23 protein-coding genes are annotated in these 17,301 nt (G+C 70.7%); 15 read left to right on the forward strand and 8 right to left on the reverse strand.

Annotated features, from left to right (window positions below; translation table 11 throughout):
- Positions 1–42: 42 nt before the first annotated feature.
- Entirely contained in the window at positions 43–678 is a 636-nt protein-coding gene (gene upp / locus Q7F20_RS07420; protein WP_070418346.1) for a uracil phosphoribosyltransferase, read from the reverse strand.
- 76 nt (positions 679–754) lie between these two features.
- On the opposite strand from upp, the gene Q7F20_RS07425 reads away from it, so the two are divergent.
- The gene (locus Q7F20_RS07425; RefSeq protein ID WP_305739510.1) at positions 755–1,186 is read left to right on the forward strand and encodes a nucleoside deaminase; all 432 of its coding nucleotides are present in this window, start codon (positions 755–757) and stop codon (positions 1,184–1,186) included.
- A gap of 28 nt (positions 1,187–1,214) precedes the next feature.
- On the opposite strand, the gene Q7F20_RS07430 is transcribed toward Q7F20_RS07425, so the two are convergent.
- Together Q7F20_RS07430 and Q7F20_RS07435 are read right to left on the reverse strand one after the other, a co-directional pair.
- Positions 1,215–1,592 carry a hypothetical protein gene (locus Q7F20_RS07430; RefSeq protein WP_305739471.1) on the reverse strand — a complete coding sequence of 126 codons (378 nt, stop codon included), beginning with the start codon at positions 1,590–1,592 and terminating at the stop codon, positions 1,215–1,217.
- Between the two features lie 48 nt (positions 1,593–1,640).
- Positions 1,641–2,597: a cation diffusion facilitator family transporter gene (locus Q7F20_RS07435; protein WP_305739472.1), complete on the reverse strand. Its 957-nt coding sequence runs from the start codon at positions 2,595–2,597 to the stop codon at positions 1,641–1,643.
- Between the two features lie 64 nt (positions 2,598–2,661).
- Here Q7F20_RS07435 and proC point away from each other — a divergent pair, with 64 nt between their 5' ends.
- Positions 2,662–3,492 (forward strand): pyrroline-5-carboxylate reductase, encoded by an 831-nt coding sequence (gene proC, locus Q7F20_RS07440; RefSeq protein WP_305739473.1) that lies wholly within the window; start codon positions 2,662–2,664, stop codon positions 3,490–3,492.
- Here the strand turns inward: proC and Q7F20_RS07445 are convergent.
- Positions 3,489–4,967 (reverse strand): MFS transporter, encoded by a 1,479-nt coding sequence (locus Q7F20_RS07445; RefSeq protein ID WP_305739474.1) that lies wholly within the window; start codon positions 4,965–4,967, stop codon positions 3,489–3,491. The genes proC and Q7F20_RS07445 overlap by 4 nt on opposite strands.
- A 51-nt stretch (positions 4,968–5,018) precedes the next feature.
- On the opposite strand from Q7F20_RS07445, the gene Q7F20_RS07450 reads away from it, so the two are divergent.
- Positions 5,019–5,606: a TetR/AcrR family transcriptional regulator gene (locus tag Q7F20_RS07450; protein ID WP_305739475.1), complete on the forward strand. Its 588-nt coding sequence runs from the start codon at positions 5,019–5,021 to the stop codon at positions 5,604–5,606.
- Positions 5,607–5,666: 60 nt separating this feature from the next.
- On the opposite strand, the gene Q7F20_RS07455 is transcribed toward Q7F20_RS07450, so the two are convergent.
- Entirely contained in the window at positions 5,667–6,359 is a 693-nt protein-coding gene (locus tag Q7F20_RS07455; protein WP_175473676.1) for a TrkA family potassium uptake protein, read from the reverse strand.
- Positions 6,352–7,785 (reverse strand): TrkH family potassium uptake protein, encoded by a 1,434-nt coding sequence (locus Q7F20_RS07460; protein ID WP_305739476.1) that lies wholly within the window; start codon positions 7,783–7,785, stop codon positions 6,352–6,354. The genes Q7F20_RS07455 and Q7F20_RS07460 overlap by 8 nt, the downstream gene beginning before the upstream one ends.
- 72 nt (positions 7,786–7,857) lie before the next feature.
- Here Q7F20_RS07460 and Q7F20_RS07465 point away from each other — a divergent pair, with 72 nt between their 5' ends.
- The 5 genes from Q7F20_RS07465 to Q7F20_RS07485 all read left to right on the forward strand — a co-directional run bounded on the left by Q7F20_RS07465 (position 7,858) and on the right by Q7F20_RS07485 (position 9,488).
- Positions 7,858–8,373, forward strand: coding sequence for a helix-turn-helix transcriptional regulator (locus Q7F20_RS07465; protein WP_305739477.1), 516 nt, complete (start codon positions 7,858–7,860; stop codon positions 8,371–8,373).
- A gap of 80 nt (positions 8,374–8,453) precedes the next feature.
- Positions 8,454–8,654, forward strand: coding sequence for a helix-turn-helix domain-containing protein (locus Q7F20_RS07470; RefSeq protein WP_305739478.1), 201 nt, complete (start codon positions 8,454–8,456; stop codon positions 8,652–8,654).
- Positions 8,655–8,772: 118 nt separating this feature from the next.
- Positions 8,773–8,871: a 30S ribosomal protein bS22 gene (locus Q7F20_RS07475; RefSeq protein WP_003792170.1), complete on the forward strand. Its 99-nt coding sequence runs from the start codon at positions 8,773–8,775 to the stop codon at positions 8,869–8,871.
- 72 nt (positions 8,872–8,943) lie between these two features.
- Positions 8,944–9,198, forward strand: coding sequence for a glutaredoxin family protein (locus Q7F20_RS07480; RefSeq protein ID WP_305739479.1), 255 nt, complete (start codon positions 8,944–8,946; stop codon positions 9,196–9,198).
- On the forward strand, positions 9,195–9,488 hold the full coding sequence (locus Q7F20_RS07485; RefSeq protein ID WP_305739480.1) for a Dabb family protein: 294 nt from the start codon (positions 9,195–9,197) through the stop codon (positions 9,486–9,488). Before Q7F20_RS07480 ends, Q7F20_RS07485 begins: the two co-directional genes overlap by 4 nt.
- Before the next feature lie 78 nt (positions 9,489–9,566).
- Here the strand turns inward: Q7F20_RS07485 and aspS are convergent, their stop codons facing one another.
- The gene (gene aspS / locus Q7F20_RS07490; RefSeq protein ID WP_305739481.1) at positions 9,567–10,907 is read right to left on the reverse strand and encodes an aspartate--tRNA(Asn) ligase; all 1,341 of its coding nucleotides are present in this window, start codon (positions 10,905–10,907) and stop codon (positions 9,567–9,569) included.
- A gap of 217 nt (positions 10,908–11,124) precedes the next feature.
- Here aspS and Q7F20_RS07495 point away from each other — a divergent pair, with 217 nt between their 5' ends.
- Positions 11,125–11,418 (forward strand): hypothetical protein, encoded by a 294-nt coding sequence (locus Q7F20_RS07495; RefSeq protein WP_305739482.1) that lies wholly within the window; start codon positions 11,125–11,127, stop codon positions 11,416–11,418.
- On the forward strand, positions 11,415–11,624 hold the full coding sequence (locus Q7F20_RS07500) for a hypothetical protein (RefSeq protein WP_305739483.1): 210 nt from the start codon (positions 11,415–11,417) through the stop codon (positions 11,622–11,624). Before Q7F20_RS07495 ends, Q7F20_RS07500 begins: the two co-directional genes overlap by 4 nt.
- On the opposite strand, the gene Q7F20_RS07505 is transcribed toward Q7F20_RS07500, so the two are convergent.
- Positions 11,613–11,987, reverse strand: a complete 375-nt coding sequence (locus Q7F20_RS07505; protein WP_305739511.1) for a MerR family transcriptional regulator — start codon at positions 11,985–11,987, stop codon at positions 11,613–11,615. The genes Q7F20_RS07500 and Q7F20_RS07505 overlap by 12 nt on opposite strands.
- 53 nt (positions 11,988–12,040) lie before the next feature.
- On the opposite strand from Q7F20_RS07505, the gene Q7F20_RS07510 reads away from it, so the two are divergent.
- From Q7F20_RS07510 to Q7F20_RS07530, 5 genes are all read left to right on the forward strand, one after another.
- Entirely contained in the window at positions 12,041–13,531 is a 1,491-nt protein-coding gene (locus Q7F20_RS07510; protein ID WP_305739484.1) for a SulP family inorganic anion transporter, read from the forward strand.
- 68 nt (positions 13,532–13,599) lie between these two features.
- On the forward strand, positions 13,600–14,256 hold the full coding sequence (locus Q7F20_RS07515; RefSeq protein ID WP_305739485.1) for a histidine phosphatase family protein: 657 nt from the start codon (positions 13,600–13,602) through the stop codon (positions 14,254–14,256).
- Positions 14,253–14,867 (forward strand): TlpA disulfide reductase family protein, encoded by a 615-nt coding sequence (locus Q7F20_RS07520; RefSeq protein ID WP_305739486.1) that lies wholly within the window; start codon positions 14,253–14,255, stop codon positions 14,865–14,867. The genes Q7F20_RS07515 and Q7F20_RS07520 overlap by 4 nt, the downstream gene beginning before the upstream one ends.
- Before the next feature lie 45 nt (positions 14,868–14,912).
- On the forward strand, positions 14,913–15,611 hold the full coding sequence (locus Q7F20_RS07525; protein WP_305739512.1) for a cytochrome c biogenesis CcdA family protein: 699 nt from the start codon (positions 14,913–14,915) through the stop codon (positions 15,609–15,611).
- Entirely contained in the window at positions 15,595–17,292 is a 1,698-nt protein-coding gene (locus Q7F20_RS07530; protein WP_305739487.1) for a cytochrome c biogenesis protein ResB, read from the forward strand. Before Q7F20_RS07525 ends, Q7F20_RS07530 begins: the two co-directional genes overlap by 17 nt.
- The last annotated feature ends 9 nt before the right edge of the window (positions 17,293–17,301 follow it).

Below are 17,301 nucleotides of genomic sequence, written 5' to 3' on the forward strand. Positions count from 1 at the left end.
GTGCCAGCCGGCACCGCGCCTCCCGTCCGTGGATGGTCGCGTCTACTCGGCCAGGCCGTAGAGGCGGTCGCCTGCGTCGCCCAGCCCGGGCACGATGTAGCCGTTCTCGTCGAGCTTCTCGTCGAGCGCGCCGAGCACGATCGACACGTTGCGGTCGCCCACGGCCGCCTCGACCGCGGCGAGCCCCTCGGGTGCGCCGAGGATGCACACGCACGTCACCTCTTCCGCGCCACGGTCGAACAGGAAGTCGATCGCGGCGGCGAGGGTGCCACCGGTGGCGAGCATCGGGTCGAGCACGAAGCACTGCCGCCCGGACAGGTCGTCGGGCAGGCGCTCGGCGTAGGTCTGGGGTTCGAGCGTCTCCTCGTTGCGCGCCATGCCGAGGAACCCGACCTCGGCCGTGGGGACGAGCTTCACCATGCCCTCGAGCATGCCGAGCCCGGCGCGCAGGATCGGGACGACGAGCGGACGCGGCTTGGCGATCGAGACGCCCATGGTGTGCGCGACCGGGGTGTCGATCGGCGTCGCGGTGACGCGGACGTTCCGGGTCGCCTCGTACGCGAGGAGCGTCACGAGCTCTTCGGTGAGGGCGCGGAACGTGGGGGACGGCGTCGTACGGTCGCGGAGCACCGAGAGCTTGTGGGTGATGAGCGGGTGGTCGGCGACGTGGACTCGCATAGGGTCGAGCCTACCGTGCTGCCGACCGCCAGGAGGTTCCGTGGAAGCACCCGCCGCCCGCCCGTTCGTGCCCGCGATGGAACGCGCGCTCGACGAGGCCCGCGCGTGCCTCGCGACGGGGGACGTCCCGGTCGGGGCGGTCGTCCTCGACCGGCACGGCGCGGTGGTCGCCGTGGGACGGAACGAGCGCGAGGCGCGCCAGGACCCCACGGCGCACGCCGAGGTCCTCGCGCTCCGGGCGGCCGCGGAGGCGATCGGCGACTGGCACCTCGAGGAGCACACCCTCGTGGTGACGCTCGAGCCGTGCCCGATGTGCGCCGGTGCCGTCATGGCAGCCCGGGTACCGCGGATCGTGTTCGGTGCGTGGGACCCGAAGGCCGGGGCGAGCGGGAGCGTCTACGACGTCGCGCGGGACCGCCGGATGCCGCACCGGTCCGAGGTGATCGGCGGCGTGCTCGAGGGGGAGTGCGCGGCGCTGCTCGACGCGTTCTTCGCCGAACGCCGCTGACCGGCGGAACGCCGCTGACGGACGGTCGTCAGCTCCAGAGGACCGCGATGAACACGTTGACGATCGCGAGTGCGCCGGCGGAGTGGAAGAACGGCAGGGCGGCCTTCGCCGTCGCGGTGCCGGCGTCCGCGCGCTTCTGACGGGCCCGGGCGACGAACGCCAGGACGAGCGCGATCGCCGCGATGACGAGCTTCACGCCCAGCTTGACGTGGTTCGCGCCGCCGTCGCTCGTGGCGTCGATGACGCCCATCATCCCGAGGCCCGTCACGAGCTGCACGATGAGTCCGGTGATCGGCCAGAACGTCTGGAAGCCGCCCTTCCGGCGCACCTGCACGAGGAAGGCGCCGATGACGGCCGCGAGACCGAGGAAGTGCAGGACGAGCAGGATGTTGAAGAGCGCCGACATGTCACCATCGTGGGTGATCGGCGAGGGTGGCCGCCAGCAAGGCTCCCCTTAGTCCGCGGCGCGGATCACGATCGCCTCGGTGGGTGGCCGCGGGCCCGTCCGGAGGACGTCGGGCTCGACGTAGATGACGCGTGCGATCGGCACCGCCTGCCGCACCCGGTGCTCGACCGTGTCGATGCCGGCGGCGACGTCGCCGAGCCGCCGGTCGCCGTCCACCGCGACCTTCACGCCGACCATGAGCTCGTCGGGGCCGAGGTAGAGGGTCTTGATGTGGATGATCGAGTCGACCTCGGGGCCGTCGAGCACCGCGTGCTTGATGCGTTCGACGTCGGCCGCGGTGGCGCCCTCGCCGACGAGGAGGCTCTTCGTCTCGATGCCGAGCACGACGGCCACGGCGATGAGCAGCGCGGCGATGAGGATCGTGCCGATGGCGTCGAACACCCCGTTGCCCGTGATCGCGGTGAGGCCGACGCCGAACAGCGCGAAGACGAGGCCGAGCAGCGCGGCCGTGTCCTCGAGCATCACGACGGGGAGCTCGGGTGCCTTGGCGCGGCGGACGAACTGCACCCAGCTCTGCCGGCCCTTCTGCGGGCGCGCTTCCGAGAGGGCGGTGCGGAGGGAGAAGCCCTCGAGCCCGATCGCGATGACGAGCACCACGAGCGGCAGCCACCAGTTCTCGAGGGGGTGCGGGTGGGTGAGCTTCTCGATGCCCTCGTACAGCGAGAAGACCCCGCCGACCGAGAACAGGATGATCGACACGACGAAGGCGTACACGTAGCGCTCACGCCCGTAGCCGAACGGGTGTTCCTCGTCGGCAGCGCGCCGAGCCCGTCGCCCGCCGAGGAGCAGGAGGAGCTGGTTGGCGGAGTCGGCGAGGGAGTGGACGCCCTCGGCCAGCATCGACGCGGACCCACTGATCGCCGCGGCGACGAACTTGACGATCGCGATGCCGACGTTCGCACCGAGTGCGGCGAGGATCGCCTTCGTGCCTCCAGAAGCGCTCACTGCCGTCCCCTTCTCCCGATCTGATGGACGATCCTAGGCGAGGGTGCTCGGTAGGGTCTGGGGCATGACGATCGAACTGCCCCGCACCGCCCTGCTCGGCGTCGGCTCCATGTCCGGCGCGGTCCTCGACGGCCTGCTCGCCGCCGGTCTCGACCCGGCGACCGTGACCCTGACGACGAAGTCGGAGCAGTCCGCGGCAGCCCACCGGGAGCGCGGTCTGGACGCCACGGCCACCGAGACCGACCCCGACGCGAACCGGGCGGCGGTCCGCGGTGCGTCGCTCGTCGTGCTCGGGGTGAAGCCGTACGCGATCGGCGACCTGCTCGACGAGGTCCGGGCGGACCTCGAGCCGGGGACGGTCGTCGTCAGCGTGGCGGTGGGGACGACGATCGCGAGCATGGAGGCGAGGGTCCCGGTCGGTGTGCGCGTCGTCCGCGCACTGCCGAACACGCCGATCGGGGTCGGGCACGGCGTGACCGGGATCAGCGCCGGTGGCTCCGCGGACGCCGACGCCGTCGCGCTCGCGTCGTCGGTGTTCGCCGCGTCGGGCGTCGTCATCGAGGTGCCGGAGTCCCAGCTCGACGCCCTGTCCGCCGTCTCGGGTTCCGGGCCGGCCTACGTCTTCCTCCTCGTCGAGCAGTGGCAGCGGGCCGCCGAATCCCTCGGCTTCTCCCACGACCAGGCCGAGGCGATGGTGCAGGGGACGGTGCGCGGTGCCGTCGAGCTGCTCGCCGCCTCCGGCAAGGAGCCGACCGAGCTGCGGAAGGCCGTGACGAGTCCGAAGGGAACGACCGAGCGTGCCGTCGCGGTGCTGCAGGACGCCGACCTGGCGGGGACGTTCGAGCGGGCGTCCCGCGCGGCGATCGCCCGCGCCGAGGAGCTGGCGAAGGGCTAGCCGCCGGCGGGCTGGTGCTCGGCGGGCTGCCCCTCCGGACTGACGGCCTCGCGCACGCGCCCGGCCCGGACCATCGCCCAGACGACGAGCGCCCCCGCGAGCACGGTGAGCACCGAGCCGCCGATCGTCACCGCATGGTCGAACGCCAGGCGCTGGGCAGCGGACCACGGCGTCGCGGTGAGCGACCCGGTGAACACGGCACCGAGCACCGTGCCGGCGACCGCCACGCCGACGGCCGAGGCCACTTCCGACGAGGTGTCCACGAGAGCAGCGCCGATCGTCGTCCGGTCCTCGGGCAGCCCGCGCAGCACGTTCGTCCCCGCGACCACGCCCACGACCCGCATGCCGGCGGCGACGAGCACGAGCGCCAGGGCGACCCACCCGTAGCCGAGCGGGCCGAGCAACGCGTAGACCGCGAGTCCGACGACCACCGCCGCCGCGCTCGACCAGGCGGCGTGTCCGAGCCCGACGCGTCGGACGAACGGTCCGACGAAGGCGCTGCCGGCCACGAGCACGGCGACCTGCGGGAGCATGCCGACCGCGGCGAGGGCCGGCGGCCACCCCCAGGCGAGCTGCAGGTGCAGCGTCACGAGGTAACCCAGCCCCGCGACCGCGGTACCGGTGGCAGCCTTGTACGCGAGCCCGCTCGAGACCAGCGGCCGGGCGACGAGCGCGAGGTCGAGCAGCGGGTGCTCGGCGCGGTGCTGTCGTGACGCGAACCAGACGCCGGCGCCGATCGCTCCCGCCGTAGCGACCCAGGCCGTCCAGTCGTCGAGACCGCTGTCGGCGAACCGTGTCGGCGCGACGAGGGCGAGGACGATCGTCACGGTCCCCAGTGCCGCTCCCGCCCAGTCCACCGGGACCCGGTGCAGTCCGGCGGCGTCGTCCACGGCGACGCCGATGCGGATCCCCACGAACGCGAGTGCGGCGATCGGGACGTTGACCAGCAGGAGCACCTGCCAGGGCGCGACCGCGAGGACCAGGCCGCCCGCGGTCGGCCCCACCGCGAGCCCGACGAGGCCGACGGTGGAGATGATCGTGATCGCCCGGACCCGACGCTCGTCGTCGTCGAAGAGCCGGAACGCGAGGGCCATCGACCCGGGGGTGGTCATCGCCGCGGCGATCCCGGTGGCGACGCGGACGGCGATCAGTTCGTCAGCCGTGGTGACGAACGCGGTCGCGAGGCTCGCGAGTCCGAGCAGCACCAGCCCGACGAGCATCACCCTTCGTCGGCCGTACCGGTCCGAGACGGCGCCCGCGGCGAGCATGAGTCCACCGAAGACCACCGAGTACGCCGTCGTGACCCACTGCAGCCCGGTCGCGCCGACGTGCAGCTCGCGACCGATCGTGGGGAGTGCGACGTTCAGGACCGAGTTGTCGAGCATCTCGAAGAGGAAGACCGCGGCGAGCCCGGCGAGGGCGACACGCGATCCGCGCAGGGATCGGGGAGAGTGGGGGGATCGGTCGGCGCTCATGCGTTTAAGTTAAGTCAGTAAACTGAGTGAGTCAACCAACGAGGAGTCGACATGCCGAGGAGTGCGCCCCGCGGTGGCGCGGAGACCCGAGCGCGGATCGCCGAGACCGCTTCCGGGATGTTCGCCGAGCACGGCTTCGACGACGTCACCGTCGCGCAGGTCGCGAAGGCCGCCGGAGTGTCGAGCGTGACGGTCTTCAAGCACTTCCCGCGCAAGGAGGACCTGTTCCTCGACCGCTCCGCCGAGACGGTCGAACTGTTCCAGGCAGCCGTCGAGGGCGTCCCGCGCGACGCCGTGCTCGACGCGCTCGAGGCCCTCGTGCTGCGCCTGGTCGACGAGCGCGCACCGGTCTCCGGGCTGGCTCCGGGTGCACGAGCGTTCTTCCGGACGATCGCGGACTCGTCCACCCTGCAGTCGCGCGCGCTCGAGCTGGTGGCGGGCGCACAGCGCGCCCTCGGGGACGCCGTCGGCGACCGACTGCTCGCAGCGCTCTTCGTCGGCGGTTACGCCTCGGTGTTCGTGGAGACGGCGCGTCGCGTCCTCGACGGGGACGGCGACGACGTCGTCGTCGCGGGGCACCGCGCCGGACTGGAGCGACTGTTCCGCGCACTCCGGGACGGCGTCGCGTCCGCGACGTGACCGACCGACGGACTGGAGGGACGGTGCGGGGCCGCCCCGCGCCTCCCGTCCGCCTCGTCCTCACTCCAGGGCGGCGAACCGTTCCAACGCGCTCTCCGTCCCGGAGACGATGATCACGTCGTTCTGGCCGATCACGCTCTCCGGGGTGGCCGGCACGAAGGCCTCGCCGGGGGTCTTGATGCCGAGCACGGTCAGGCCGAACCGCGTGCGGATCACGGTCGTCGCGAGGTCCTTGCCGCGCACCGACGCCGGCGGGAACATCTTCACCACCGCGAAGTCGTCGTCGAACTCGATGAAGTCGAGCATCCGGCCCGACACGAGGTGCGCCGTCCGCTCACCGGCCTCGCGCTCGGGGTAGACCACGTGGTTCGCGCCGATGCGCGACAGGATCGTCCCGTGGGACCGGCTGATCGCCTTCGCCCAGATCTGCGGGATGCCGAGGTCGACGAGGTTCGCGGTGATGAGCACGCTCGACTCGAGGTCGCTGCCGGTGCCGACGACGGCGATCGGGAAGTCCTGCGCGCCGATCTGCCGGAGGGCGTCGATGTCGGTCGCGTCCGCCTGCACGGCGTGCGTCACCCGGTCCGACCACTTCTGCACGAGTCCGGCGTCGGTGTCGACGACGAGGACCTCGCGGTCCTGCCGTTCGAGCTGCCCGGCGGTGGCGGCGCCGAACCGCCCGAGACCGATCACGAGGACCGGAGCGTCGTGACTGACGGCACCGAGTGGGTGCGGGCGGTTGCGGTCAGCCAACGATCGGCCTCTCCTCGGGACGGCGGAACAGTTGCCGGCTCTGGCTCGCTGCCAGGGCTGCGGCGATGGTCACTGTACCGACACGACCCAGGAACATGGTCGCGGCGAGCACGTACTTGCCGGCCTCGGGCAGGTTCGCGGACACCCCGGAGGACAGGCCGCTCGTCGAGAACGCGGAGATCACTTCGAACAGGACGCGGTCGAGCGAGTCGTCGGTGATCTGCAGGAGCACGACGGTCGCGACGGCGACGATCGTGGCACCCCAGAGCACGATCGCCACGGCCACCCGCAGGACGTCGCTCGGGATGCGCCGGCCGAACGCCTCCATGCTCTGGCGACCGCGCGCCTCGGCGACCGCCGCGAGGAAGAGCACGGCGAGGGTCGTCACCTTGATGCCGCCGGCGGTCGAGGCCGAGCCGCCGCCGATGAACATGAGCATGTCCGTGACGAGGAGGCTCGACCCGTTCAACTGGTCGAAGTCGACGAGGGAGAAGCCGCCGGACCGGGTCATCGTGGACAGGAAGAGGGCCTGGAACGCGGTGCGACCGGCGCCCTCCTCGCCGAAGGTGGTCGGGTTCGATGCCTCGAGCGCGATGTACACGGCCGCACCGCCCACGAGCAGGATCGCGCTCGTGGCCAGGGTGAGCTTCACGTGGATCGGCCACCGGCGCGGCGTGCGGAGCTGCTTCGTGAGGGCCCGGATCACCGGGAAGCCGATCGAGCCCGCGACCACGCCGACCATGAGCAGCGACAGGAACCAGTAGTCGTGCGCGAACGGCGTGAGTCCGCTGGCGTTCGGTGCGAAGCCGGTGTTCGTGAACGCCATCGCGGCGTAGTAGAAGGAGTCGCCCACCGCCGTCCAGAACGGCATCCCGGCCACGAGCACGGACGGCAGCAGCAGGAGCCCGAGGACGATCTCGATCGACAGCGTGCTCACCGCGACGGTCGCGAGCAGGGTGCCGACCTCGCCGAGGCGGACGGCCTGCCCCTCGGGGACGGCGCCGTGGTGCGTGCGCAGGGGGTTCGAGTCGCCGGCCGCCATGAGCTTCGCGCGCAGCCCGAGCTTCCGGGTGACGAAGAGCCCGAGGATCGAGGCGAACGTCAGGACGCCCACCGCGCCGATCTGGGTGCCGATCACCACGAGGGTCTTGCCGAACACCGACCAGTGCGTCGCCATGTCCACGGTGGCGAGTCCGGTGACGCAGACCACCGAGGCCGCGGTGAACAGGGCGTCGGCGAAGTGCGTCGAGCGACCGTCGGCAGCCGCCCACGGCGTCATGAACAACCCCGTGAAGACGAAGATCAGCGCCACGAAGACCATGATCGCCAGGCGGGACGGCGACGAACGGAGCGCGGTACCGATCCTGGAGGGCCGGCGACGGCTGGCGCCCGCGGTGCGCGACGGCGACTCGTGTCGGTCGAGCATCGTATGCCTCCGTGGACATGGGCGGGACGGTTCGTCATGGTACATCCGTGGTGCCCCGGCTAGCCTTGCACCATGGCCGACATCTTCAGCGTCGTGGCGGACCCCACCAGGCGTGAACTGCTCGGGGCGCTCCTGTCCGCGTACGGCTCTGACGTCACCGGCGGCGAGCTCAGCGTCGGCCAGCTCGTCGAACGCCTCGGCGTCAGCCAGCCGACCGTGTCCAAGCACCTGCGGGTGCTCCGCGACATCGGGCTCGTGACGAGCCGCGAAGAGGGGCAGCACCGCTACTACCGCCTCGACCCGGAGCCGCTCGTCGGCATCGAGGAGTGGGTGCTCCCGTTCACCGGGGCGGTCGACGCCGACGGCACCCCGGCCACGACCGCGTGGACGCTCGACGGGCAGCCGGTCTCGGTCCGACGCTCCGGCGCAGCCGGCAAGGCCACCGTCGAGGTGGGCACCGAGCTCGGCCGCGTGATGGCCGAGGCGTCCTACCGGGCCACCGCGGCGCTGTCCGGGGCGCAGCAGGGCTGGGAGCGGGTCGTGGACCGCAGCCGGAAGCGCTTCACACGTCGTGGCGACGAGGGCTGAGCGGGACCTGGACAGGGGGTCCCACCGGCCCCTACAGTTGCCAGTGACCACACAGGTCACACCAATCGCGAAGGCGGACCATGACCGGCAGTTTCGACGACGTGCGCTTCCTCACCGTCGCTGAGGTCGCCGAGATGATGCGCGTCTCCAAGATGACCGTCTACCGCATGGTCCACGCGGGGGAGCTCCCCGCCATCCGCTTCGGCCGGTCCTTCCGCGTCCCCGAGTCCGCCGTCGCGGACGTCCTGCGCGGTGGCATCGCCGACGCCGACGTCGGCTAGGCGCGTCCGAACCGGCCCGTTCGACATCGCGTCAGCCCTCCGCTAGACTCGGCGGGGTTGTTTTTCCGCGGTCTCGTTGGCCCGGTGTCCACACAACATCAGTCCGAGTGAGGTCCGTATGGGTTCTGTCATCAAGAAGCGTCGCAAGCGCATGGCGAAGAAGAAGCACCGCAAGCTGCTTCGCAAGACGCGCCACCAGCGTCGCAACAAGAAGTAGGCCCCGCGCCTGCAGCGTCACGCCCCGGTTCGCCGGGGCTTTCGCATTTCCAAGGGCGGATATGGTGGTGCCATGCCCGCCGTGACCCTGCTGACCAAACCCGGCTGCCACCTCTGCGACGACGCCCGACCGGTCGTCGAACGTGTCGTGGCCGAGCACCCGGGGACGACCCTGCAGGAGCTGTCCATCCTCGACGACGACGCTCTCCGCGTGGAGTACGCGGAGGACATCCCGGTCGTCCTGGTCGACGGGCGCGTCCACAGCAACTGGCACGTCGACGCCGACCGGCTCCACCGTGCACTCGAGAAGGCCGAGGCCCGCGCATGATCCACCACGTCGTCTCCTGGACCCTGCGTGAGGACCTCGACCGCACGCACGCCGTCGAACGGATCCGCGAGCTCCTCGTCGGGTTGATCGGCACCGTGGGCTCGATCCGTTCCCTCGAGGTCGTCGAGAACGTCGCCTACCCCGGGAAGAACCAGGACGTCGCGGTCGTGGCGACCTTCGACGACCTCGCCGGCCTCGACGAGTACCAGGTGCACCCGCAGCACCAGGCCGCGGCAGCGGAGATCCGCGGACTGGTCACGGGGCGGGCCGCCATCGACTGGGAGAGCTGAGCCGCGCCTCCTGGCAACGCACGCGAACGCGGAACGGCCCCCGTCCTCGGACGGGGGCCGTTGTCGTGACCGGGGTGACTACGGGGTGAGGCGCGTCGGACCGCGGAACAGGTACGTGACCTCGCGGATGGACGGCTCGTGCAGTGCGAGCATGAGGACGCGCGCGAGGCCCATGCCGAACCCGCCGTGCGGCGGCACGCCGTAGCGGAAGAAGTCGAGGTACCAGCCGAGCTCCTCGGGGTCGAGGCCCTTCTCGACGGCCTGCGCCTCGAGCGTTTCCACGCGGTGCTCGCGCTGCGCACCCGTCGAGATCTCGGCACCGTTGAACAGCAGGTCGTAGCTGTTCGTGAGCGTCGGGTCGTCGGCGTGACGCATGTGGTAGTACGGCCGGATCGAGGCGTCGTAGTCGGTGACGAAGACGAACTCGGAGCCGTGCGTCTCCTTCGCCCAGGCGCTCACGCGGCGCTCGCCCTCGGGGTCGAGGTCACCGTCGGCACGGACGACCTCGTAGCCGCTGTCGGCGACGATCTTCCGGGCTTCGGCCAGGGTCACGCGGGGGAAGGGTGCGGTCGGGACGACGAACTCGAAGCCGAAGACCTCTTCGATCTCCTTGCCGTACTTCTCCTTGACCGCCGTGAAGCCGGCGACGAGGAGCTCCTCGTGCATCGCCATGACGTCCTCGTGCGACTCGACCCACGAGATCTCGGCGTCGACGCTCGTGAACTCGGTCGCGTGGCGGCTCGTGAAGGACGGGTCCGCGCGGAAGGCGTCGGCGATCTCGAACACCGCGCCGAAGCCGGCCGGCTGCGCCATCTGCTTGAAGTTCTGCGGCGACTGCGCAAGGTACGCCGTCGTCTCGAAGTACTCGAGCTGGAAGAGCTCGGCCCGCGACTCCGACGCCGAGGCCATCAGCTTCGGCGTGTGGATCTCGATGTAGTCGCGCTCGACCCAGTACGTGCGGAACGCGTGCTCCAGCGTCGTCTGGATGCGGAAGATGAGGTTCTGCTTGCGGTTGCGCAGGTCGAGGAAGCGCCAGTCGAGGCGCTTGTCGAGCGAGGAGTCGTCCGCGATCGGGGTCTCCGGGATGGCGGCGCTGATCACCTCGAGCGAGCCGACCTTGACCTCGAGACCGCCGAGCTTGACGCGCTCGTCCTGCTTGAGGGTGCCCTGGACGTGGATGAACGTCCCGTGGGCGAGTCCCGAGATCTCGTTCGTGATGCCGAGGGCGATCTGCGCGGCGTCGTCGCCGTCCTCGGCCTCGCGCGTGGCGGGGTTGACGAGCTGTGCGGCGCCGGACTCGTCCCGGAGGACGACGAACTGCACCTTCTTCTGGTCGCGGACGGTCTCCACCCATCCGGCGACGGAGACGGGGCCGTCTGGGCGTGCGGCGAGGTCGGCGATGCGGGTGCGTTCGATCACGGTGGACGAGTCTACCGGTCTGCCTCGGGGCCCGTGGTTGGTCTGGTCGTTCCTCCACAGGCCGGCTCCGGTCCGGCATCGTCCACAGGGTGGGCCGGGAGGCGCGGGTCGACCCGGCCACCTCCGTAGCGTTCTGGACGTGGCCGGGTCGCGAGCTGGAGGGAGGCCCCGCATGACGGCAGGGGTCGAGGGACTCGCGGCCTGGCCGCCTGCGGCGGTGGCGACGGTGGTCGCGGCGGCGCTGGCGGTCGCGCTGACAGCGGTCGCGGGGCTGGTCGGCGGGCTCTGGGCGGTGCTGCGGTGGCGGCGGGACGTGGCTCGGGAAGAGCGTGACCGGGCGTGGTCGCGGTTCGTGTGGACGGTTGACCAGGCGTGCGACGGAGACGTGGGACGGAACGAGGTCGGGTTCGCCAGTGCGAAGGCGATGTACAGAATGCAGATTCTTCGCGATCACGACGCCGTCCTGGGGAGGATCGTGCTGGAACTCATCATCGGAGAGGAGCAGGGATGAACGCGGAGGATCCGGTCAAGGCACTCGTCGAACGCCGACGCGAAGAGTGGCGGCAGGAGGTCCGTCAGCGCTACCGGCTGCGGCCGTGGCGAGCGCGTCGGATGATCAGTCTGCACGACGAGATCACCCGTGAGCTCGAGGAGCTGCGGGAAGCGCGCCGCGAGCGCAAGCGGCTCATCGAGTCCGGGCAGCTGTCACTGGACTGAGGCGCGCAGTGTCCCGAGCGTGCCGATGAACTCCTCCGCCATGCCCGCACGCTCGACGAGCTTCGCGTGCCGAGCCCGCGCATCGACGAGGAACTCGTCGAGCCGCGCCGCCAATGCGGGAGCGTCCGCGGGGTCGTTCGCGGCGAGACCGTCGACGACCCGGAGCAGCTCGGCCATCTCGTCCAACGTGAACCCGAGCGGCTTCATCCGGCGGATCACGAGCAGTCGCTCGAGGTCCTGCTCGGTGTAGACGCGGAAACCGCCGGTCGTCCGTCCGCTCGGCACGAGCAGCCCGACCTCGTCGTAGTGCCGGATCGTGCGGAGGGACATCCCGGCGCGGTCGGCCAGTTCCCCGATGTGCATCGTGGTGCTCACGGGGCCGACTCTACCCTCACGTGAGGGTAGAGTTTCGAGCGATGTCCGTGATCACACACGCTCCCTCCGCCCCGAGCGTCCTCGACGCCCTGCGATCGCCCCGCCTCCTCACGCGCGAGGTCCTCGCCGGGATCGTCACCGCGCTCGCCCTCATCCCCGAGGCGATCTCGTTCTCGGTCGTGGCCGGCGTCGACCCGGCGGTGGGGCTCTTCTCGAGCGTCGTCATCGCCGTCGTGATCTCGATCGTGGGCGGGCGTCCGGCGATGATCTCCGCCGCTGCCGGCTCCGTTGCCCTCGTGATCGCCCCGCTCGTGCGCGACCACGGGATCGCGTACCTCGTGCCGACGATCGTCCTCGGCGGGCTCATCCAGATCGTGCTCGGCTTCCTCGGCGTCGCCCGGCTCATGCGGTTCATCCCACGGAGCGTGAACGTCGCCTTCGTGAACGCGCTCGCCGTCCTGATCTTCACCGCGCAGCTGCCGAACCTGTTCGGACCGGACGTGCCGGCGGTCGTCTGGGCGCTGACGGCACTCGGCGTCGCCGTCATCATCGGCTTCCCGTTCGTCACCAAGGCGGTCCCGGCGCCGCTCGTCGCCGTCGTCGTGATCACCGCGATCACGATCCTGTTCGGTGTGGCCGTGCCCACGGTGGGCGACGAGGGAGCGCTGCCGACCGCGCTGCCCGGCTTCGGCGGCATCACCACGCCGTTCTCGCTGGGAACGCTGCAGATCATCGCGCCGTACGCGTTCGGGGTCGCGATCGTCGGGCTCATCGAGACGCTGCTCACCGCGCAGCTCGTCGACTCCCTCACCGAGACCGGGTCGAGCGCGTGGCGCGAGTCCTGGGGTCAGGGCATCGCCAACGTCGCCTCCGCGTTCTTCGGCGGCACCGGCGGCTGCGCGATGATCGGCCAGACCGTCATCAACGTCAAGACGGCCGGGGCGCGGACACGGGTCTCCACGTTCGCCGCCGGGGCGTCGGTGCTCGTGCTCACGATCGTCCTGCACGACCTCGTCGCCGAGATCCCGATGGCCGCGCTCACCGCCGTGATGATCATGGTCTGCGTCGCCACCTTCGACTGGCACAGCATCCGCCCCCGCACGCTCCGACGGATGCCCCTCGGCGAGACGGCGGTCATGGTCATCACGGTCGTGGTCGTCATCGCCACGGACAACCTCGCGACCGGCGTGCTCGTCGGGGTGGTCGTCGCGGCGCTCGTCTTCGCCCGGCGGGCCGCCCACGTCGTGACCGTCTCGCGTGAGGTGATCGACGAGCACACGGTCCGCTACCGGGTCCGCGGGGCGCTGTTCTTCGCGTCGTCGAACGACCTCGTCACCCGCTTCTCCTACGCTGAGGACCCCGAGCACGTCGTCATCGACATGTCCGACGCGCACGTGTTCGACGCCAGCACGGTCGCGGCCCTCGACGGGGTCGAGCAGCGCTTCGCGAAGCACGGATCGACGGTCGAGGTGGTGCACCTCAACGCCGGGTCCACCGCGATCCACGGGCGGCTCTCGGGCGAACTGGGCTGAGTGGTTCCGCATCCGGTGAATCCCCTGTGCGGGCGGTGGGAACCCGTGAGCGACCTACACTGGAACCCATGCCCGCGTCCCGAATCCACCTCGTCCGTCACGGCGAGGTGCACAACCCGGACCGTGTCCTCTACGGGCGGCTCCCCGGCTTCGGGCTGAGCGACCTCGGCAAGCAGATGGCCCTCGCCTCGGCGACCGCGTGGAAGGACGCCGGCGTCGACGTCCGGCGGATCGTGGCCTCGCCGCTGCAGCGCACGCAGGAGTCCGCGGCACCCTGGTCCGAGGCCTTCGGGCTGGACGTCGCCCTCGACGAGCGGCTGATCGAGCCGACCAACCGCTACGAGGGACAGCCCCCGGGTTTCACGAAGCGTTCGCTCGGGCGCCCGGCGGAGTGGCCGTGGATCGCGAACCCGTTCCGGCCGAGCTGGGGCGAGCCGTACGAGTCCATCGCGAACCGGATGCTCGCCGCGATCGCGACGGCGTGGGAGAGCGTCGACGACGGTGACGTCGTCCTCGTCAGCCACCAGCTGCCGATCTGGATGGTGCACCGCCGTCTCGCGGGCGAGCCGCTCTGGCACGATCCCCGCAAGCGGCGCTGCGACCTCTCCAGCATCACCACCGTCGAGCGTGTACCCGCCACCTCGTCCGGTCGGTTCACCGAGGTGGGGTACGCGGACCCGGCGCAGTCCCTGCGCGCGACCGCCATCGACGAAGGAGCAGTGTGATCAGCACCAGGAAGCGGCTCGCGGTCCTCGCGGCGACGGCGGTCACGGCCGCCCTCGTCCTGACGGGGTGCTCGTCCGACAACGACTCGCTGTCGAAGCAGTACGGCAGCGGGACGACCCAGAACTACATCTCGGGTGACGGTGCGGTGACCGAGGTCGCCGCCGACAAGCGGACGGACGCGGTGCACTTCGAGGCGAAGGACATCGACGGCCAGACCCTGTCGTCGAAGGAACTCACGGGCAAGGTCGTCGTCCTCAACTTCTGGTACGCCGGCTGCCCGCCGTGCCGGGCCGAGGCGAAGTACCTCAACGAGGTCCACGACCAGTTCGCCGGCAAGGACGTCCAGTTCATCGGCGTGAACGTGCGCGACGAGCAGGGCACGGCCGAGGCCTTCGAGCGCACCTTCAAGGTCGACTACCCGACGGTGCTCGACCAGAAGACGGGTGCGATGCAGCTCGCCCTCTCGGGGCAGATCGCCCCGAACGCCGTCCCCGCCACGATCGTGCTCGACAAGCAGGGCCGGGTCGCCGCGCGCGTCCTCGGAGCCGTCGACGGCCCCGGCATCCTGAACACCCTCGTCTCGGACGAACTGTCGGGCAAGGCGTCCTGACCCGTGTCCAGCAACCCCTTCGCCGACGCGATCCTCAGCGGGCAGATGGCCGTGGCGCTCCCCGTCGCGGCGCTCGCCGGGCTCGTGTCGTTCCTGTCGCCGTGCGTGCTGCCCCTCGTGCCGGGCTACCTCGGCTACGTGGGCGGTGTCGCCGAGGGCGGGCAGCGCCGCGGTCGCGTGGTGCTCGGGGTGCTGCTGTTCATCCTCGGCTTCACCGCCGTGTTCGTGGCCTACACGACGGTCTTCGGTGCGCTCGGGTTCTGGCTCGTCCGGTGGCGTGACGTCATCACGCAGATCCTCGGGGTCGTCGTCATCGCGATGGGCCTCGTCTTCGTCGGCCGCTTCACCTTCCTGCAGCGCACGATCAAGCCCGGGTGGACCCCGGCGACCGGCCTGGTCGGCGCACCTCTGCTCGGCATCGTGTTCGGGCTCGGTTGGACGCCCTGCCTCGGCCCGACCCTCGCCGCCATCAACCTGCTGAGCGTCCAGTCCGGCAGCGCCTGGCAGGGCATGTGGCTGGGCGTGGCGTACTGCCTCGGGCTCGGGGTCCCGTTCGTGCTCGTCGCGCTCGGCGCCGGCTGGGCCACGGGTGCGATCCGCGCCGTGAAGCGCCACATGCGCATCGTCAACATCATCGGAGGAGCGATCCTGATCGTCATCGGTCTGCTCATGGTCACCGGCATCTGGTCGGCCGTCATGTCGAGCGTCGGGGCGGTGATCCAGACCTTTGTCCCCGCAGTCTGAACCCGACCTCGACTCCACCGACACCTCGGCGGACCCGCAGCGACCGTCGGACCACGTCGACGGGGCGGGCCCGGAGCCGGTCGCGAGCGGAGCAGGGGACTCCGGTGTCAACCAGCCGAAGCTCGGCATCGTCGGGTACCTCCGCTTCTTCTGGCGGCAGCTCACGAGCATGCGGACGGCCCTGTTCCTCCTCATGCTGCTGGCACTCGCGGCCATCCCGGGATCCCTGGTCCCGCAGCGGACGGCCGACCCGAACGGCGTCGTCCAGTACAAGGCCGACCACCCGCAGCTGTTCCCGGTCCTCGACAAGCTGCAGGTCTTCGACACCTACACCTCGGTGTGGTTCTCGGCGATCTACCTGCTGCTCTTCGTCTCCCTGATCGGCTGCATCGTCCCGCGCACCAAGCACCACTGGCAGGCGCTGCGCACCCGACCGCCGAAGACCCCGGTCCGCCTGTCGCGGCTGGCCGGCTACCGGTCGGTCCCCGTCGACGGGGACGGCATCACCCCCGACCACGCCGTGACCCGGGCCATGGCGATCCTCAAGCGGTCCGGTTACCGCGTCGAACGGTTCGGTGACTCGGTGAGCGCCGAGCGCGGCTACCTGCGCGAGACCGGCAACCTGGTCTTCCACGCGGCGCTCGTGGGCGTCCTGCTCGCGGTCGGCGTCGGCGGCGGGTTCGGGTACACCGGTCAGCGCCTGCTCGTCGAGGGGCAGACGTTCTCGAACGTGCTCGGGTCCTACGACTCGTTCAACCCCGGTCGCTGGTTCCGGCAGACCGACCTGCAGGGCTACAACCTGACGCTCGACAAGTTCGTCACGAAGTACGAGGAGCGCAACCTCGACGCCCTCGGCCAGGCGCTCGACTACTCCGCGACCGTGACCAGTCAGGAGAAGGGCGGCGCGAAGAAGACCAGCCGCCTCGGCGTCAACGACCCGCTGAGCGTCGGTGGCACGAACGTCTACCTCCTCGGCAACGGCTACGCGATGAGCGTGACGGTGCGCGACGGAGACGGGAACGTGGCGTTCAAGGACACCGTTCCGTTCCTGCCCGAGGACGCGAACTACACGTCCACCGGCGTCATCAAGGTGCCCGACGCGGTACCGGACCAGCTCGGCATGGTCGGGTTCTTCTACCCGACCGCGTCGAAGCTCTCCACCGGCGCGTACGCGAGCGCCTACCCGGACGACCAGAACCCGCTGCTGACCCTGCAGGTCTACACGGGTGACCTCGGGCTCGACGACGGCGTCCCGCAGAGCGTCTACACGCTCGACACCAGCGGCCTGCAGCAGATCGCGGGCCGGCAGTCGAAGACGGCGAGCGTCGAGCTGAAGCCCGGGCAGACGAAGACGCTGCCGGACGGCGCCGGTTCGATCACGTTCGACGGCGTGAAGCGCTACGTCTCGCTCGACGTCCACCACGACCCCTCGCAGCTGTGGGTCGGTGGTTTCGCCGTGCTCTCCGTCCTCGGGCTCCTCACGTCGCTGTTCGTCCCGCGCCGACGCGTGTGGGTCAAGGTCGTGCCGCGACGCGACGGCGACGCCGAGCCCGGCTTCGACCTCGAGTACGCGGGCCTCGCTCGCGGCGAGGACCCGAACCTCGAACGAGCCGTGGCGGACATCGCCCAGCGCCACACGTCGGACCTCGGAGTTAGGATTCAAGTCCGAGCGGGCCAGTAGGCACGCGGT

The sequence above is a fragment of the Curtobacterium sp. A7_M15 genome, from assembly GCF_030705415.1.
In the GTDB taxonomy this organism is placed as follows: domain Bacteria; phylum Actinomycetota; class Actinomycetes; order Actinomycetales; family Microbacteriaceae; genus Curtobacterium.

Coding starts and splice junctions, on each gene's coding strand:
- upp (WP_070418346.1), bottom strand. CDS start 678: ATGCGAGTCCACGTCGCCGACCACCCGCTCATCACCCACAAGCTCTCG.
- Q7F20_RS07425 (WP_305739510.1), top strand. CDS start 755: ATGGAACGCGCGCTCGACGAGGCCCGCGCGTGCCTCGCGACGGGGGAC.
- Q7F20_RS07430 (WP_305739471.1), bottom strand. CDS start 1,592: ATGTCGGCGCTCTTCAACATCCTGCTCGTCCTGCACTTCCTCGGTCTC.
- proC (WP_305739473.1), top strand. CDS start 2,662: ATGACGATCGAACTGCCCCGCACCGCCCTGCTCGGCGTCGGCTCCATG.
- Q7F20_RS07445 (WP_305739474.1), bottom strand. CDS start 4,967: ATGAGCGCCGACCGATCCCCCCACTCTCCCCGATCCCTGCGCGGATCG.
- Q7F20_RS07450 (WP_305739475.1), top strand. CDS start 5,019: ATGCCGAGGAGTGCGCCCCGCGGTGGCGCGGAGACCCGAGCGCGGATC.
- Q7F20_RS07460 (WP_305739476.1), bottom strand. CDS start 7,785: ATGCTCGACCGACACGAGTCGCCGTCGCGCACCGCGGGCGCCAGCCGT.
- Q7F20_RS07465 (WP_305739477.1), top strand. CDS start 7,858: ATGGCCGACATCTTCAGCGTCGTGGCGGACCCCACCAGGCGTGAACTG.
- Q7F20_RS07470 (WP_305739478.1), top strand. CDS start 8,454: ATGACCGGCAGTTTCGACGACGTGCGCTTCCTCACCGTCGCTGAGGTC.
- Q7F20_RS07475 (WP_003792170.1), top strand. CDS start 8,773: ATGGGTTCTGTCATCAAGAAGCGTCGCAAGCGCATGGCGAAGAAGAAG.
- Q7F20_RS07480 (WP_305739479.1), top strand. CDS start 8,944: ATGCCCGCCGTGACCCTGCTGACCAAACCCGGCTGCCACCTCTGCGAC.
- Q7F20_RS07485 (WP_305739480.1), top strand. CDS start 9,195: ATGATCCACCACGTCGTCTCCTGGACCCTGCGTGAGGACCTCGACCGC.
- Q7F20_RS07500 (WP_305739483.1), top strand. CDS start 11,415: ATGAACGCGGAGGATCCGGTCAAGGCACTCGTCGAACGCCGACGCGAA.
- Q7F20_RS07505 (WP_305739511.1), bottom strand. CDS start 11,987: ATGCACATCGGGGAACTGGCCGACCGCGCCGGGATGTCCCTCCGCACG.
- Q7F20_RS07510 (WP_305739484.1), top strand. CDS start 12,041: ATGTCCGTGATCACACACGCTCCCTCCGCCCCGAGCGTCCTCGACGCC.
- Q7F20_RS07515 (WP_305739485.1), top strand. CDS start 13,600: ATGCCCGCGTCCCGAATCCACCTCGTCCGTCACGGCGAGGTGCACAAC.
- Q7F20_RS07525 (WP_305739512.1), top strand. CDS start 14,913: ATGGCCGTGGCGCTCCCCGTCGCGGCGCTCGCCGGGCTCGTGTCGTTC.